This window comes from Roseateles sp. GW821-FHT03B02 (assembly GCF_059421025.1).
On record NZ_JBWKUV010000004.1, the window covers coordinates 470,884 to 486,723 of the forward strand.

14 protein-coding genes are annotated in these 15,840 nt (G+C 72.0%); 7 read left to right on the forward strand and 7 right to left on the reverse strand.

Annotated features, from left to right (window positions below):
• Window positions 1–49 precede the first annotated feature (49 nt).
• On the forward strand, window positions 50–2,695 hold the full coding sequence (locus tag AC07VX_RS14565; protein ID WP_493165442.1) for a winged helix-turn-helix domain-containing protein: 2,646 nt from the start codon (window positions 50–52) through the stop codon (window positions 2,693–2,695).
• Here the strand turns inward: AC07VX_RS14565 and AC07VX_RS14570 are convergent.
• Entirely contained in the window at window positions 2,662–3,339 is a 678-nt protein-coding gene (locus AC07VX_RS14570; protein ID WP_493165443.1) for a hemerythrin domain-containing protein, read from the reverse strand. The genes AC07VX_RS14565 and AC07VX_RS14570 overlap by 34 nt on opposite strands.
• Before the next feature lie 206 nt (window positions 3,340–3,545).
• On the opposite strand from AC07VX_RS14570, the gene AC07VX_RS14575 reads away from it, so the two are divergent.
• The 3 genes from AC07VX_RS14575 to AC07VX_RS14585 are packed head-to-tail and all read left to right on the forward strand — an operon-like array spanning window position 3,546 to window position 5,396.
• Window positions 3,546–4,382, forward strand: a complete 837-nt coding sequence (locus AC07VX_RS14575; protein WP_493165444.1) for a hypothetical protein — start codon at window positions 3,546–3,548, stop codon at window positions 4,380–4,382.
• The gene (locus tag AC07VX_RS14580; protein ID WP_493165445.1) at window positions 4,379–4,930 is read left to right on the forward strand and encodes a c-type cytochrome; all 552 of its coding nucleotides are present in this window, start codon (window positions 4,379–4,381) and stop codon (window positions 4,928–4,930) included. The genes AC07VX_RS14575 and AC07VX_RS14580 overlap by 4 nt, the downstream gene beginning before the upstream one ends.
• A 22-nt stretch (window positions 4,931–4,952) precedes the next feature.
• Entirely contained in the window at window positions 4,953–5,396 is a 444-nt protein-coding gene (locus tag AC07VX_RS14585) for a hypothetical protein (RefSeq protein ID WP_493165446.1), read from the forward strand.
• Window positions 5,397–5,706: 310 nt separating this feature from the next.
• Here AC07VX_RS14585 and AC07VX_RS14590 read toward each other — a convergent pair whose 3' ends face one another.
• The 3 genes from AC07VX_RS14590 to AC07VX_RS14600 all read right to left on the reverse strand — a co-directional run bounded on the left by AC07VX_RS14590 (window position 5,707) and on the right by AC07VX_RS14600 (window position 9,078).
• Window positions 5,707–6,243: a YcnI family copper-binding membrane protein gene (locus tag AC07VX_RS14590; RefSeq protein ID WP_493165447.1), complete on the reverse strand. Its 537-nt coding sequence runs from the start codon at window positions 6,241–6,243 to the stop codon at window positions 5,707–5,709.
• Window positions 6,240–8,609 carry a TonB-dependent receptor gene (locus AC07VX_RS14595; protein WP_493165448.1) on the reverse strand — a complete coding sequence of 790 codons (2,370 nt, stop codon included), beginning with the start codon at window positions 8,607–8,609 and terminating at the stop codon, window positions 6,240–6,242. The genes AC07VX_RS14590 and AC07VX_RS14595 overlap by 4 nt, the downstream gene beginning before the upstream one ends.
• Before the next feature lie 82 nt (window positions 8,610–8,691).
• On the reverse strand, window positions 8,692–9,078 hold the full coding sequence (locus AC07VX_RS14600; protein WP_493165449.1) for a DUF2946 family protein: 387 nt from the start codon (window positions 9,076–9,078) through the stop codon (window positions 8,692–8,694).
• A 107-nt stretch (window positions 9,079–9,185) separates the two neighbouring features.
• Between AC07VX_RS14600 and AC07VX_RS14605 the strand changes: the two genes are divergently transcribed.
• The 3 genes from AC07VX_RS14605 to AC07VX_RS14615 are packed head-to-tail and all read left to right on the forward strand — an operon-like array spanning window position 9,186 to window position 11,897.
• Window positions 9,186–9,818: a hypothetical protein gene (locus AC07VX_RS14605; protein WP_493165450.1), complete on the forward strand. Its 633-nt coding sequence runs from the start codon at window positions 9,186–9,188 to the stop codon at window positions 9,816–9,818.
• A 4-nt stretch (window positions 9,819–9,822) separates the two neighbouring features.
• Window positions 9,823–10,623, forward strand: a complete 801-nt coding sequence (locus AC07VX_RS14610; protein ID WP_493165451.1) for a hypothetical protein — start codon at window positions 9,823–9,825, stop codon at window positions 10,621–10,623.
• Window positions 10,623–11,897 (forward strand): hypothetical protein, encoded by a 1,275-nt coding sequence (locus AC07VX_RS14615; RefSeq protein WP_493165452.1) that lies wholly within the window; start codon window positions 10,623–10,625, stop codon window positions 11,895–11,897. Before AC07VX_RS14610 ends, AC07VX_RS14615 begins: the two co-directional genes overlap by 1 nt.
• On the opposite strand, the gene AC07VX_RS14620 is transcribed toward AC07VX_RS14615, so the two are convergent.
• The 3 genes from AC07VX_RS14620 to puuE are packed head-to-tail and all read right to left on the reverse strand — an operon-like array spanning window position 11,883 to window position 15,813.
• Window positions 11,883–13,109: an ArgE/DapE family deacylase gene (locus AC07VX_RS14620; protein ID WP_493165453.1), complete on the reverse strand. Its 1,227-nt coding sequence runs from the start codon at window positions 13,107–13,109 to the stop codon at window positions 11,883–11,885. The two genes, AC07VX_RS14615 and AC07VX_RS14620, sit on opposite strands and share 15 nt — an antisense overlap.
• Window positions 13,106–14,851: a 2-oxo-4-hydroxy-4-carboxy-5-ureidoimidazoline decarboxylase gene (gene uraD, locus AC07VX_RS14625; RefSeq protein WP_493165454.1), complete on the reverse strand. Its 1,746-nt coding sequence runs from the start codon at window positions 14,849–14,851 to the stop codon at window positions 13,106–13,108. Before uraD ends, AC07VX_RS14620 begins: the two co-directional genes overlap by 4 nt.
• Window positions 14,848–15,813, reverse strand: coding sequence for an allantoinase PuuE (gene puuE / locus AC07VX_RS14630; RefSeq protein ID WP_493165455.1), 966 nt, complete (start codon window positions 15,811–15,813; stop codon window positions 14,848–14,850). Before puuE ends, uraD begins: the two co-directional genes overlap by 4 nt.
• Window positions 15,814–15,840 lie beyond the last annotated feature (27 nt).

Sequence of the window (15,840 nt, forward strand, 5' to 3'; positions counted from 1 at the left end):
CGGCCCACCCGCCCCCGCAAGGGCGGGGCTCTGCCTATCATTCGCGCCCATGGCACTCGCCCACACCAAGACCCGTGCGCCGCGCCCGCGTGCCGGCCTGCTGCTGCCGCGCCCGGCCCTGCTGGCCGCGGTGCAGAACGCGCTGGATGCCCACCGCGTGCTGCTCATCTGCGCACCGGCCGGTTACGGCAAGACGGCCCTGCTGACGCAGGCGCTGGCCGACGTGCCGGAGGACAGCGCCGTCGCCTGGGTGGCCCTGGACGAAGGCGACGACCTCGGCCGCCTGCTGGACTGCCTGTTCGCCGCCTTCGAGCCCTTCGACCCGCCCTGGCGCACCGCGCCGGAGGGCCTGCGCGACGCAGCCCTGCGTGGCGGCCCGGAGATCATCACCGTGGCCGACGCGATGCTGAACGCGCTGGAGGCCTGCGAGGTCGAGGACGGCCTCATCGTGCTGGACGACGCCCACCACCTCGTCGATCCCGCCTCGCTGCAGTTCCTGGACCGCTGGCTGGCCCGCATGGGCGAGCGCTGGCGCCTGGTGCTGGCCGCCCGCCATGAACCGGCGCTGCGCCTGGCCCGGCTGCGCGCCACCGGCGAGCTGGCCGACCTCGGGCCGGCGCAGCTGGCGCTGGACGAGGGCGAGGTGAGCCAGCTCGCGCAGGCCGCGGGCCTGGGCCACGAGGCGGGGGCCGAGCTCTTCCAGCGCAGCCAGGGATGGGCGGCCGGCCTGCGCCTGGCCCTGGGCCTTTCGCAGCGCGCTGCCCTGCCCGCGGCTATCGACCGCGCCACCTTCGACTACCTTGCCGCCGAAGTGCTGGACCGGCTCGACCCGGAGCTGCGCGGCTTCCTGCTGCGCAGCAGCGTGCTGCACGAGCTGGACGTGGCGCGCTGCCAGGCCCTGGGCGAGGGGGCGCTGGTGGCGGCCTTTCTGGCCGAGATCGAGCGGTTGGCGCTGTTCGTCACCGTCGTCGACCTGGCGCCGCACACGCTGCGCCTGCACCAGCTCTTCCGCGACATGCTGCAGCAGCGCCTGCGCCAGGAGCAGCCCGACGCGCACCGCCAGCTGCTGGAGCGCGCGGCCATGCTGGAGACCGACCCGCAACGCCGCCACGGCCTGCTGATGGCGGCCGGCCGGCCGGAGCGTGCGGCCGAACTGCTGCTGGCCGATGCGGCGCTGCTCATCAACCAGCTCGGTGCCCAGGGCCTGCTGGATCTGGCCGCCCGCTTCGACGATGCGTTCGCCCAGGCCAGCCCCGAGCTGCACCGCGTCAAGGCTGTGGCCCTGTGGACGATGTGGGAGGCCGAGCGCGCCGAGTTCCACCTGGGCCGCGCCGAGGTGTTGTTTGAGGCGCGCGGCGACCTGGCCGCGTTGCGCATCGCGCGTGCCCACCTGGGCATCCTGCTCATCGCCCAGGGGCGGCTCACCCAGGCGGCGGCGCTGCTGGAGGCGCTGGATCCCTTCGACGGCGAGAGCCGGCTCAGTGGCGAGGCGCGCCGCATCGTGCTGCTCGGGCGCTGCTGGCATGCGCTGGAGAGCTGCCGGTTCGACGCCGTTGCGCCGCTGTTCGAGGCCTTGCTGGCCGAGCTGCTGAAGCAGCCCACCGTGGACGCCTGGTACACCGGCGTGCCGGCGCCGCGCCAGATCAGCTGCCGCGGCATGGCCGCGCCCATGGAGCGCTGGTTCCGCGGCGCGCTGCAGGTGGTCGGCGAGCGGCCGCTGCCGCTGGGCGTGATGGCCCACATGGCCTGGGCCTGGAGCCTGTTCTGGCAGGGCAAGCTGGGCGAGAGCGAGCAGCACCTGGCGCGCGCCGAGGCCGACGCGGCCTGGTTCGGCCGCCTCGTCATCGCGCGCAACCACGGCCAGGCCCTGCATGCGATGCTGGACCTGGTGCATGGCCGCCACGAATCGGCCCTGGCGCTGATGCGCCTGCGCCTGGCCGAGCACGTGCCCGGCTATGGCCGCTGGGGGCTATGGCACGGCATCTTCTTCTGCTCCCGCATGGCGGCTGCCTGCGGCGAGCGCGCCCTGCTCGACGAAGGCCTGACCCGGCTGGTGCGCGAGGGCGCCGAGCTGCCCGACCTGACTTCGCCGCACCGGCGCGATCCGCTGGCCGGCCTGCGCGCCCAGCAGGCCCAGCTGGCCGGCCGGCGCGCCGAGGCGATTGCGCTGTGGCGCGGCCTGCTGGCCGAGGGCGAGGCAGCCGACCTGCTGGGCCAGCGCGCCGAGGCGCAGCTGCGCCTGGCCGCGGCGCTGCTGGACGAGGCAGACCTGCACGGCGCCGCCGAGGCCCTGGCGCCGGCACTGGCCGAGCGCGATCCCGGCGGCCTGCTCTGGGCCGTGCCGCTGATGCGCCGCATGGCAGCGCAACCCTGGGGCGAACTCATCGAGCCGGCCGCGCTGGCGCGGCTGCGTGGCTGGCTTGATGCGCTGGCGCTGGACATGCCGGCCACCGCCTCGGCTGCCGTCGCCGGCCTCGACGATCGCCTGTCCCAGCGCGAGGCCGAGGTCATCGCCCAGATCGCCGCCGGCGCCAGCAACAAGCACATCGCCCGCGCGCTGGACCTGAGCCCCCACACCGTCAAGCGGCACGTGGCCAACATCCTCGACAAGCTGGGCCTGAACTCACGCGGCGAGGCCGCCGCGTGGTGGAACCGGCAGGCTCAGGCCTCCACGAGGCCCGGCACGCTCGCCTGACCGACGGCGCGGCAGAGCTTGGCCCAGGCGGCGTCGTTCAGCAGCGAGCGGGCCGAAGCCAGCACGGGCGCCTGCACCGCGGGCGGCAGGCCGCCGATGAGGGCCGCGCGCTCGGTGGGCGTCAGCGCCGGGATCATCCAGCGCAGCACCTCGCTCATCTCGCGCGGGCCGATGCTGGCCAGGATGCGGCCGTGCAGCTCGTGCAGCTCGTCATCCGTGTAGGCCGCCCACAGCGCCTGGTTGTGGCGGCTCTCCTCAACGGCCATGTGCTCGAAGTTCTCGGCGACGAAGCCGGCGAAGCGGCGGTACAGGCGCTGGGCCGCGGCGGCCGTGGGCATGGCGCGCAGGGCGGCGCCTTCCGCGCGCAGCGTGGCGATGCTGTCCAGGTGTTCCTCATGCTCGGCCTCGATGGCCGCGCTGGCGCCGGCGCGGCGCGCCTCGATGGCGGGATGGATGAAGCCGTTTTCCTTCTCGACGTGGTGCTGGGCGGCGTCCAGCAGCGCGTCCAGCTGGGCCAGGCCGGCGGCCAGGTCCAGCGGATCTTCGACGTCCAGGCGACCCAGTTGCTGCAGCGTGTCGCTCATGAAGAAGCGCAGGGCCTTGTGGATGTGGGCATAGAGGTCGAGGCGGGCGGTGGTGGTCATGGAAGCTCCTTGAAGCCGGCGTGAAGAGGTGAGGGGAAGGGGGCCGGATGCCTGGCAGTGTTCCGGCCGGCGGCCGTCCTGCCATCGCTCCGACGGGCCATGCCCGATGGGCCATGGGCATGGCCTTCGTCATGGCTCTCCGGTGGCAGCGGCGGTGGCCCGTCGGGGCGATGCCCGGGTGACGTGCGCCCGGCAAAGTGCCGGCCATGCACCGCCTCGCCCTCGTCCTGTTGCTCCTGCTGCTACTGCTGCCTTGCACCGCGGCGTGGGCGGAGCTGCCTGAGCGTCTGAGCCAGACCGGCCTGGGCGATGCCGGCGTGCGGGCCTTCGAGCCGCGCTTTGCGCTGTGGTCCGACGGTGCGGCCAAGCGGCGCTGGATCGCGCTGCCGCCCGGTACGCAGGTGGACGCGAGCCAGCCGGATGCCTGGCGCTTCCCGGTCGGCACGCGGCTGTGGAAGGAATTCGCCGTCGACGGCCGCCCGGTGGAGACGCGGCATTTCCTGCTCGGCGCCGACGGTCGCTGGGAGGCCGCCAGCTACGTCTGGGACGGCGCCGACGCCGTGCGCGCCCCGGCCCGCGGCCAGGTGCTGACGCTGCCCGGGGGGCGCCGCTACGAGGTGCCGTCCAGCGGCGACTGCATGGCCTGCCACGCCGGCGCACGCAGCCCGGTGCTGGGCTTCGCCGCCCTGCAACTGGGCCCCGCCGTTCCGGCGCTTGTGCGCGAGGGCCTGCTGAAGAACGCCCCCTCCGCCTGGGCCACGCAGGCGCCGGACTTCATCGCCGCCAGCCCCGCCGAGCAGGCCGCCCGCGGCTATCTGCACGGCAACTGCGGCCACTGCCATTTCGACGGCGGCGTGCCCGTGCCGCTGCGCCTGGCGCTGGACGTGGGACGGCCCGCTGCGCCGGTGGACGGCGCCCAGGTGCTGAAGCGTGCTGGCACCCGCAACCCCTACCAGCAGATGCCGCCCCTGGGCACCCGCGAGATCGACGCCCAGGGCCTGGCTTTGTTGGCCCGCCACTTCAACCCGGAGAACTTCAGATGAACCGACTCATCCCCCTGCTGACCCTGATGGCGTCCATGGCTGCGCAGGCGGCCCCGGCCGCTGCCGACCAGGCTGCGCGCGAGCGCGTCGAGCGCGGCCGCTACATCGTCGCCACCGGCGACTGCATCAGCTGCCACACGCCGTTCAAGATGGGCGCGCACGGCCCCGAGCCCGACATGGACCGGCTCTTCTCCGGCCACCCGCAGCAGCTCGCCATGCCGCCGGTGCCCGCGCTGCCGCAGGGGCCGTGGCTGGTGATCTCGTCGGCCACCAACACGGCCTGGGCAGGCCCCTGGGGTGTCAGCTACACCGCCAACCTGACCCCCGACCCCGAGACCGGCCTGGGCCGCTGGAGCGAGAACGACTTCGTGCAGACCATCCGCACCGGCCGCCACCTCGGCCGCGGCCGCCCGGTGCTGCCGCCCATGCCCATCCCGGCCTACAAGCAGATGACCGATGACGACCTCAAGGCCGTGTTCGCCTATCTGCAGAGCCTGCCCCCGATCCGCAACAAGGTGCCCGAGCCGACGCCGCCGGCCCAGCCCTGATCCGAACCGCCAGGAGAGTGTCATGAAGCAACTCACCCCGTCCGCCCAGCTGGGCTTCTTCTCGGCCCTCGTCACGGCCCTCGGCCTCGTCGCCGCCGGCGTGCTGGCGCTGCCTGCCGAGGCCTACGCCGCCGCGTCGGCCTGCGACGACAAGGCCGCGCTGCAGCGCCGGCTGGACGACTTCGACGCGCGCTGGAACGCCAGCGACGCCTGGGGCCTGACGGCGCAGTTCGCACCTGACGGCAGCCTGGGCGCCGCCGCGGAGGCGGGCCGCCAGGCGGTCTACCGGGAGCTGGTGGAGCGCCTGGGCCGCTCGTCCCAGCCGCGGCAGACGCGCCTGCTGCGCGCCACCACCGTCGGCCAGGCCTGCCTCGTGGACGTGCAGGTCAGGAGCGGCGAGCGCAGCGAGGCTGGCCTGTTCCTGCTGGCCCAGGCGCGCGAGGGCGGCATCGTGGCGATGCGCTGAACAAAGGAAAGCCCCGCCCGGCGTGAACCGGTCGGGGCGCAAGAGCGCTTCACGCCGCCCTGGACGCACCCCGGGAGGGGGCGTGGGGCTGCGGCGTGGATCACAGCGCAGGTGGCCGGGCAGGGCGACACCGGGGTGTCGCAGTCGGGCCGAGATCTCGTGCTTTCATGGTCGCGGGCGGATCGCGTTCCGCCTCGCCAGGGGCCGCAACGTTGCCGGGGGCCATGCACTGGTGACGGGCTGAATCATCGGCGCAGCCGAGCGTGAACAAAGCCGCGATCAGCCGGGGGTGGCCCGGCCTTTTTCCGCTTCAGTGGACGTGCGGCTCGGCGCGCGCCGGCACCACCTTCAGCCGCACCGCAGGCGCGCGCGGGCGTGGGTTGGCGGCGCTGGGCAGCTCGGCCCAGTTCCATTCGCCCTGGGTGCAGACCTGGCGCACCGCAAAGGCCAGCTCGCCCGGCTCGGCCGGCAGCGTCGCCCGCAGCACGAACTCGTCGTACCAGGCGTCGGGCAGCTGGTTGGCCTCGCCGTCGGCCGTCCAGCGCACCTCGGCCAGCTCGTCGGTGACGAGGCTGCCGTGGCTGTCGTAAGGTGTCTTCAGCGGCCGCCGCTTCGTGGTCAGCGTCCAGCCGGGTTTGGGCATGGGCTTGGCGCCGCGCAGGCCTTGCGGAGATTCAGGCATGGTGACGGCGATCTCTTTCGTCGCCGTGCCGCCCTCGCAGCCGTGGCCGACCTTGAAGATGGCGCGGTAGCTGCTGCCGGCCGGGGCTTCGGGCTGCTCCAGTGCGATGTGGGCCCGGGCGCCAGCCGCCAGCGCGAGCAGCAGGGCAGGGAGGAGTTCTTTCATAGGTCGACCTTCAGTTCAGCCGAGTAGCTGCGTTGCGGGTAGGGGTGGAAGTTCCAGTACTTGTCGTTGTTCAGGTTGTCGATGCCGACCGCGGCGCTCAACTGCCGGTCGAGTTTCCACAGCAGACGCAGGTCGGCGGTGGCGAACCGGCTGACGCCCTGGTAGGCGAAGCCGTTGACGTCGGCGTTGTTCAGCGTGCGGTACTGCCGGCCGCCGTAGCGGGCGGCGAGGCTGGCGCTCAGCGAATCGTTGAAGCGCCAGGCTGCCTGCAGCGTGGCGCGCCAGCGGGCGATGTTGGGCTGCCGCCTGCCGAGCGTGTCACCCGGCGTTGCGACGAAGCCCGAGTTGGCCTTGATGGTGGAGTCGGTGTAGGTGAGGCTGGCCGACAGGTCCAGCCCCCGGGTCAGCCAGTCGCTCGTGCCCAGCGTGGTTTCCAGGCCGGTGGTGCCCACCTTGTCGACGTTCTGCACGCGGCTGATGTTCCTGTTGGCCGTGGCGTCGAAGGCGGTCTGCGAGTACAGCGAGTCACGCGTCGTCTCGGCGAAGAACGTGACGCGCGAACGCAGCGGGCCCCAGCTGCTCTCGGCACTCAGCTCGGCCGTCCATGACTTCTCGGGCCGCAGGTCGGGGTCGTTGACGTACTGTGAGTTGGTGGTGGAGGTGGCGCCGTAGAGCTCGGCGACGGTGGGCATGCGCACGGCACGGCCGACCGAGGCCTTGAGCACGGCGTTGTCCAGCGCCTGCCAGGACAGCGCGGCCTTGGGTGACAGGTAGTTCTCGCGCCGCGACGGGTAGCCGAGGCCGGCGTTGGCGGAGAAGTCGGTGCGGCCGTCGCTGGCCGTCCAGGCTTCGGCGCGCAGGCCCAGCACGGCCTTCCAGTCGGTGGCGATGAGCCAGGCATCCTGGGCATAGGCGGCCTGCAGCCGGGTGTGGCCGCGCACGTTGCTGGCCAGCGTGCCGGGGCCGTCCGTCAGGTAGTTGCCGCCCAGGCTCGTCGTCAGGTAGCGGAGCTGGTAGTCGTCTTGCTGGACGCCGAAGTCCGCGACATGGCTGCCGCCGGCCGGGCGCCAGACGCCCTTGACGGCTCCCGTGCGCCAGCCGCTGCCGCCGCCCTGGGCCAGCGTGCCGGCTCCGCCGATCCGGGCGCCGGGCTGGGTGTTGGTGGCGGCGTTCTGGCGCTTGTCGTCGCGGCCGTAGCCGTAGAGGCTGGCGGCGGCCTCCCAGTCCCATTCACCGCCGCTGCGGCTCCTGACGGACAGGCCGTGCAGGGTGTGCAGCAGGCGCTCGCGGGTGAGGGGAAAGTCGGCGCCTGTGAGCGCGGCGAACTGCCGGCCGTCGATGGCGATGGCGCCGCCCGTCACCGGCTGGCCGGCGGCGTTGCGCAGATAGCTGACGGAGTCGCCATCGGCGGCATTGCGCCAGGCGCCGAACACATAGCTCGCGCGCAGCGTGGGGGAGAGATCGCAGGCCAGCTTGGCCTTGAAGTGGTCCTGGACGGTGGTGTATTGCGTGGCCGCGCCGAGCAGGTACCAGGGCTGGTTGGCATTGTTGAGGCCGAGCACGGCGCCGGAGACCGGGGTGCCGCCAGTGCCCACGGTGCCCGAGGCCACGAGGCGGGCCGTGAAGGTCAGCGGCTGGCCTTCGCTGTCAGTGCGGTTGACGCTCAGCCACCAGCTGAGAACGCCGGCACGATCGCCCACCGAAGCGCTGGCCTGCCAGGCGCGATAGGTCGCCTGGATGCCGTTGAGCTTGAAAGGCTGCAGCACATGGCTCAGCCTGGCATGGGCCTCGAAGCGAGTCGGCATGCGGGTCACGTAGTCCACAACGGCGCCGACCGAGTTGCCCGGATAGGCGGCCGAGAACGGGCCGTACATGACGTCCACGCGCTCGATCTCCTCGGGCGCCACCAGGCCCCAGCGCGGCGGGAAGGCCAGGCCGCCCACGCCGTTGCCCAGGTAGTTGGACAGCAGCATGCCGTCGGCGTAGACCCCTGAGCGTGCGCTGTTGCCCGTGCCCGAGGCGCGGCTGGACAAGATGGCGTGGTTGTAGTCGCCGATGTAGCGCTTGCGCACCAGCAGGCTGGGCAAGTACTTGAGCGCATCCTCGGCATCGGTGGCGTTGACGCCGCGCTCGATGTCCTCGCGCGTGACGCTCTCGCGGGTGGTGGGGATGTTGGTGGGCAGGGAGCTGGGTGCCGCACCTTGCACGCGCACCAGGGCGAGCCTGTGGCGGGGGGCGGGCGTGTCGGCGTCGGCAGCTTGTGCCGCTGGCGGTGTGTCGTTGCAGTCGTCGCAGGCCTGGACGAGGGGCCCGGCGGACAGGGCGGCGCAGGCGGCAGCCGCGCGCACGAGAGAGGATGGCTTCATGCAAAGGCTGGATCTGGTCGGCCAGCGCCCACAGCGGGCGGCGGCAGAACGCCGGGCCTGCACGGCCGCGGCGGCGGATGACTCAGATCGGCCCGGGCGGGGCGCGTGCGCTGGCAGGACGCCAGGCGTGGGCCGTGACCGGCGCGGTCCAGAAGCGCTCGGGGGCTTCCAGCACCAGGTCGTCGCGCAACTGCAGCGCGGGCACCGCAGGAGGTTCGATGAGATCGGTGCTGCCCAGGTGGCAGGCGGGGCAATGGCCCTGGGTCAGCAGATCCAGCGCGGCTTCGATGGGCTTGGGCTTGGCAGCCGTCGCCGATGCGGGCGACCGGCAGACGTCCTGCCAGGCCGCGAAACCGCCCCGCGCATGCGCCAGCGCCGCGCTGACGCCGGGTGCCAGCACGCCGAGCAGGAACACGGCCAGCAGCCACCAGATCTGGCGGCGGGGCTGGGCGCGGTGGGCGGCGGGCATGGCGGCTCATTCTAGGAGGCCACCCGGCGTCGCCCCGGGCATGCAGCGCGAGGGCGTCCGACAAACTGGGGTTGTGCAGCTGGCGCGCGCCGGCCGACACTGCGTCAATGGAAACCCCCGCCGCAGCGCCCAAGCAACTGCCCGCCCGCTTGCTCGGCTGGATGGGCGCCGAAGCGCCCAAGCTGCTGGCCAGCGTCGTCGTGCTGGTGCTGGGCTTCTGGATCAAGGACTCGGTGGACCTCGCCATCAAGCAGCGCCAGCTCGACCTGAGCTACACGAAAGAGATGCTGGCGGTGCTACAGAAGCTCACCGAGGAGCAGGACAGCGACAAGCTGAACAACGCCGCCGTCGTGCTGGCCTCCTTCGGCGAGCCAGCGCTGCCGGCGCTGCTGATGGAGCTGCGCCGGCCCGATCTCCATGGCGTCGCGGCGATGCGTGGGCTGGAGGCCCTGGCCGTGCGCCAGCCCGAGACGCTGTGCCGGGTGCTGCCGCCACTGCTGCTCAAGCGCAACCGGCACTACGGCGTCGGTGCGCATCGCAACCTCATCGAACTCATCGGCGACAACGGCTGCGTCAAGGCCTTGCCGCAGCTGCGCCGCTACCTCGACTTCGCCCGCGCGGCGGCCACCGGCAAGCCGGGTGAGCTCGACCAGCGGCTCAGCGCGGACACGCCGATCACGCCCGACGGCTACGCCAGCCTGAAGGCTGCGGCCGAGCAGGCCATCGCCAACCTGGAGTGAAGCCATGAAGCAGGCGATCCCGACCATCGCGCTGGTCCTGCTGCTCGGCGCCCAGGCGCAGGCGGCGGTCGTCAACTGCGCGCCGGCGCCGGGGCGCTTCACGGTGCTGCTCAGTGAACCCAGCGGCGCGGCCCTGCCGGACCGGGCGGCCGTCGAGCGCTTCCTGAACAAGCTGCAGTTCGAGCTCGACCAGGAGCGCGACGAGCGCTGGATCAACCCCGGCGCCACGCCGGTGGCCTTCCGCGCCTGCCCGCGGCGCGTGCCGGCGCTGGACGGCAGCGAGTTCAGCGCCGAGCTCGTCGAGCAGCTCAACGATCAGCGCGTGCTGCTCGAGGTCTGGGGTGTCGTCGACCGTGACGGCACGCCGCCGGCCCTGTCCGCGCAGATCAACTACCTGCTGGTGCCGCTGCGCTTTGCGGCCGACCAGCGCGAGGCCGTGCCGGCCGGGTTGCAGCGCCTGCGCTACCCCGAGGCCGGCGCCGCGCCCACGCAGGACGCCGTGCAGCTCATCTCGCGCCCGCTGGACCTGGACGCCTTCATCGCCAGCGCCCTGGGCCTGAAGCTGCTGCGCGAGCGGGCCTACGAGCCCGCGCACGCCAACCTTTGCCGCGCGGCCAGCCTGCTGGGCGCCATGCTCAAGCGGCCCATCGGCGGCCGCACCAAGGCCGAACTGGCGGCGCTGCAGGGCTTCGTGCAGGACAGCGCCGGCCGCACGCTGCGCGAGGCCCTGGCCGATGCGGCCTATCCCAAGACCGGGCTGCTGCGCCTGCAGAACCCGGCCCAGCCCTGCGCGGGAGGCCAGTGATGCGCCGCCTCCTCATCCTCCTGACGCTGGCCGCGCTGGCCCTGCCGGCGCGGGCGATGGACATCCGGGCCTGCTCCGCACCGGTTGTCTTCCGTGGTGCGGCCGTCAACGCGCTGGTGCTGCCCTGGCGTGCGGATGCTGGCGGCGATGCGCTGCAGGCCGCCAGCCGCCAGATCTCGTCGCTGGCACATCTGCAACTGCTGATGGCCATGCTGAAGTACGGCTCCATCGGTGCGGTGGACCTGGTGGCCGAGCCGCGCATGAGCTGCGACGTCGAGCAGGTGCTCACCATCGTCAGCCGCATCGGCACACCCTCCGGCACGCTGGCGCGTGGCCAGGCCGTGCTGGCCATCTGGGGGCGGTTGTTCGAGCAGGACGGCGAGCTTTTCCTGCAGACCTACCTGCGCTTCGCGCGCCAGGGTGCTCAAGGCCTCGCGCCCGAGACCCTGGGCCTGGAATGGGGCGGCGCGAGGTTCAGCGCCGCACTGCCGGCCCAGGCCCTGGCCTTTGCGCCGCGGCGCATCCGGCTCGACGAGCTGGCCGCCATCGACAAGGCCTCGCGTGCCGCGCTGCAGGTGCGCCAGCAGCCGGACGAGGCCGCGCCCGGCGTGGAGATCGGTCGCTCGGCGTCCCAGAGCTTCCCGTATGCCATCGTGGAGGCGCGTGGCGACTGGATGCGCGTGGTGCCCATGCGCATCGGGCTGCCCGCGGGCTGGGTGCGCGCCCGCACCCCGGGCGACGTGGCCGAGTGGTCGCTGGCACGCTGGCTGCCCGAGCTGGACTTTGCCGACGCCATTGCCGGTTGGCTGCGCCTGCAGGTGGGGGGGCTGCCGCCCGCCGAACGCGAGCGCATGGCGCGCGCGGTCGACGCCGGCCTTGCGCGCTACGAGCGCGCCGTGCCGGCCGACCTCGCACCCAGCGCCTGGGGCATCGGGGCCGCGCTGCGCGGCCAGCTCGCGTGGAGTCAGGGCCGCAGCGGCGAGGCCGCCGAGCTGTTCGGCACCGCGCTGCAGCGCCTGCCGGCGAGCGCAGCCGGTACCAACCTCGCGGCGGTGGCGGCACTGGCCGGCACACCGGCCACCGCTGCGGCGGCGGAACAGCTGTCGCAACGCCTGCTGGCCGCACTGGCCCTGTCGCCCCGCGACCCCCAGGTGCTGGGCAACCTGCAGGCGCTCTACGGCCTATTTGCCCAGCGCCCCGACTGGAGCCCCTGGCCGCCGGCGGAACTGGCCCAGCGGCGCGAGATGCTCAGGCTGGCCTCAGCCGGCCAGTAGCTCGGCCAGCGTGCGGGCCACCACCTGGGTGGCGCGCTTCAGGTCATCGAGCACCAGATGCTCGTCGGCGCGCTTGGCATTGCTCTCCAGCACCGTGCGCGGCCCGGCGCCGTAGATGGCGGCCGGGATGCCGTGGGCCGTGTAGAGGCGTACGTCGGTGTAGAGCGGCGTGCCCGAGGTGGGAATCTCCTCGCCGAACACCGCCTGGCCGTGCTTCTGCAGTGCAGCCACCAGCGGCGCGGCGCCCGGCAGCGGCTTCATGGAATGGGCCAGCAGCAGGCGCTTGATTTCCAGCCTGACGCCGGGGCTCTGGGCGACCGCGGCCTCGATCAGCGCGCGCACTTCGGCCTCCACCGCCGCCGGGTCTTCCTCGGGGATCATGCGGCGGTCCAGCTTCAGCACCACCTTGCCCGGCACGACGTTGGTGTTGCTGCCGCCCTCGATGCGGCCGACGTTCAGATAGGGGTGGGTGATGCCCGGCACCGCGGAGCGGCGCGTCTTCAGCAGGTCGTTGTGGGCATAGAGGGCCGTGAGCAGCTTGTTGGCGGCCTGCAGCGCATCGATGCCCGTGCTGGGATAGGCCGCGTGCGAGGCCAGGCCGTGCAGCGTCACCTCCATCTGCAGGCAGCCGTTGTGGGCGGTGACGACCTGGTAGCTGAAGCCGGCGGCGATGAGGTAGTCGGGTTTCGTCAGGCCTTGGCTCAGCAGCCAGCCCGGACCGAGCTCGCCGCCGAACTCCTCGTCGTAGGTGAAGTGAAGCTCGACGGCACCTTTCAGCGGCAGGCCCGAGTTCTTCAGCGCCATCAGCGCGAAGGTGTAGGTCGCGAAGTCGCTCTTGCTGACGGCCGAGGCGCGGCCATAGAGCTTGCCGTCCACGATCTCGGCGCCGTAGGGATCGTGCGTCCAGCCCTCGCCCGGCGGCACCACATCGCCGTGCGCGTTCAGCGCAATCGTCGGGCCGTTTTCGGAGAAGCGGTGGCGCACGATCAGGTTGGTGATGGACTGCATGCCGGCGGCCTGCACATCTGCGGCCGGCACGGCGTGCTGCTCGGCCTCGAAGCCGAGTTCGGTCAGCAGCTCGGCGGTGCGCTCGGCATGCGGGGCGTTGTTGCCGGGCGGGGTGTCGGTGGGGATGCGGACGAGGGCTTGGAGGAAGCGGACTTCGTCGTCGAAGTGTTCGCCGATCCAGGCGTCAGTGCGGTCATGAGTCATAGGGAATTGAGCAAACTTTCAAACGCCCGAATGGACAGTTCGGCGTCATCCACCGTCACCGACTCCAGCGGGTTGTGGCTGATGCCGCCGTTGCCGCCGCGCACGAAGAGCATGGCCTGGGGTAGCAGTTCGTGGAGCTTCATCGCGTCGTGGCCGGCGCCAGAGGGCAGTCGGTGTAGGGGCAGGCCGAGCGAGGTGACGGCGGCCTCCCAGCGCGCCTGCCAGGCCGGAGCGCTCGGCGCAGCGTTGGCCGCCAGTGTCGGCTGCAGCGTGAAGCTCAGGCCGCGGCGCTGGCAGATCTCCTCCAACCTGGCGCGCACATCGGCATCCAGCGCGTCGCGGGCCGCATCGGTCGTCGCGCGCAGGTCCAGGCTGAAGCGGCAGCGGCCGGGGATGACGTTGATGGAGCCCGAAGGCACTTCCAGCATGCCCACCGTGGCGACGACATCGGGCACGGCCGCGGCGCGCTGCTCGCAGAACAGGATCAGCTCGGCCGCGCCCGCTGCGGCGTCGCGGCGCTGGCCCATGGGCGTGGTGCCGGCATGACTGGCCAGGCCGACGATCTCGCCGGTATAGCGGCGGCTGCCGTTGATGCTGGTGACGATTCCCAGCGGCAGGTCCAGGCTGTCCAGGACCGGTCCCTGCTCGATGTGGACTTCGACGAAGCCGAGGTAGCGGCTGGGGTCGCGCTTGAGCGCGGCAATCGCGTCCAGCGTGCCCGGCAGGCCGGCAGACGTCATCGCGTCGCGCAGCGTGACGCCCTCGGCGTCGGTCTGGTCCAGCCAGGCCGCATCGAACGCGCCGGTCAGCGCGCTGGAGGCCAGGAAGGTGGCGGCGTAGCGCTGGCCCTCCTCCTCGGAGAAGCCGACGACCTCGATGCTGAAGGGCAGGCGTTTGCCCCGGCGGTGCAACTCGCGCACCACCAGCATGGGCACGAAGATGCCCAGCCGCCCGTCGAAGCGGCCGGCGCGGCGCACGGTGTCGTAGTGGCTGCCGGTGAGCAGCGTCTTGTCGCCGGTGCCGTTGTAGACGCCGACGACATTGCCCACCGCGTCGCGACTCACCTCGTCGAAGCCGCAATCGCGCATCCACGCCATCAACTGTTCGGCGACGGCCGTGTGGGCAGGCGTGGCATAGGTGCAGGTCAGGAAGTCCTCGGTGTCGCTGTGTGCGACCAGGGCAGCGGCCCAGTCCCAGAGCTGCTCGCCCAATTCAGGCTTCGCGCCGAACTTGTCGTTCAACCGGATTTCGGCGATGCGGTGGATCTGGCGCAGGCATTCGGCGCGTTCGACGTCCGGATGGGCGCGCAGCCGGCGCTCGAAGGTCGCGATGATTTCCTGCCGGGTGAAACCGGTGCCGCGCGGCCCGCGCACGGCCAGGATGAAGGGGAAGCCGAAGCGCGCGTTGTAGTCGGCGTTGAGCTTTTGCAGCTTGGCGAACTCGTCGGACGTGCAGGCCGTCAGCCCCGCCTTCTGCTGCTCGTTCGTCGACTCCGCCGTCAGCTCGCCCGCCACGGCGGCCTTGCCGGCGAGCTCGGGGTGGGCGCGGATCAGGCCCAGCTGTTCGTCGACGCTGGCCTCACGCACCACGCGGGCCAGGGTCACCTTCAGCGCGGCGAGCGTAGCGAAGGGGCGAGCCGCCGCGGCGCGCTCGGCGATCCAGGGCGAGTGTTCGTAGGTGCCGTCCAGCAGGGCGATGAAGTCGGCGGTGCTGGCGTTGTTCAGTTGATCGAGGGTCATCATTCCCAGACGAAGGCCGTCCTGGCGTCAAAGGGGTGAACGGCTTTCCAGTGCCGCGCGATGTCCAGCCGCCGGCAGACCCACACGCGGTCGTGCGCCTCGATGTGATCGAGGAACTTCTGCAGCGCGCGCATGCGCCCGGGGCGGCCGAGCAGCCGGCAGTGCATGCCGATGCTCATCATCTTCGGGCTCTCGGCGCCTTCGGCATAGAGCACGTCGAACGTGTCCTTCAGGTACTCGAAGAAGGGCTCGCCATGACTGAACCCTTGCGGCAGCGCGAAGCGCATGTCGTTGCAGTCCAGCGTGTAGGGCACGACCAGATGGGGTGCCAGGCTGCCATCGGTCTTCTTCACCTGCAGCCAGAAGGGCAGGTCGTCGCCGTAGTAGTCGCTGTCGTACTCGAAGCCGCCGAAGTCGGCCACCAGGCGGCGCGTGTTGGGGCTGTCGCGTCCGGTGTACCAGCCCAGGCCGTGCGGGTCGCGGCCCAGGGTCAGGCGCTTCAGGCTGGCCATGGCCTGGGCCAGGTGGGCGCGCTCGGTGTCCTCTTCCATGGCCTGGTAGTGGATCCACCGCCAGCCATGGGAGGCGATCTCGTGGTTGAGCTCGACGAATGCCTGGGTCACGTCCGGGTGGCGCTCCAGCGCCATGCCGACGCCGAAGACCGTCAGCGGCAGCGCGCGCTGCTCGAACTCCTTCAGCAGCCGCCACACGCCGACGCGCGAGCCGTACTCGTAGATGCCTTCCATGCTCAGGTGCCGCGCCGGGTAGCTGGCCGGGTTGAACAGTTCGGACAGGAACTGCTCGCTGCCGGCGTCGCCATGCAGCACCGAGTTTTCGCCGCCTTCCTCGTAGTTCAGCACGAACTGCACAGCCACCCGCGCGCCCCCGGGCCATTGCGCGTGCGGCGGGTTCTCGCCGTAGCCGACGAGGTCGCGGGGATACCGCGGCTGATGGGGTGTGCTCATCCCTACACTTTGCATCAATCGATGGAG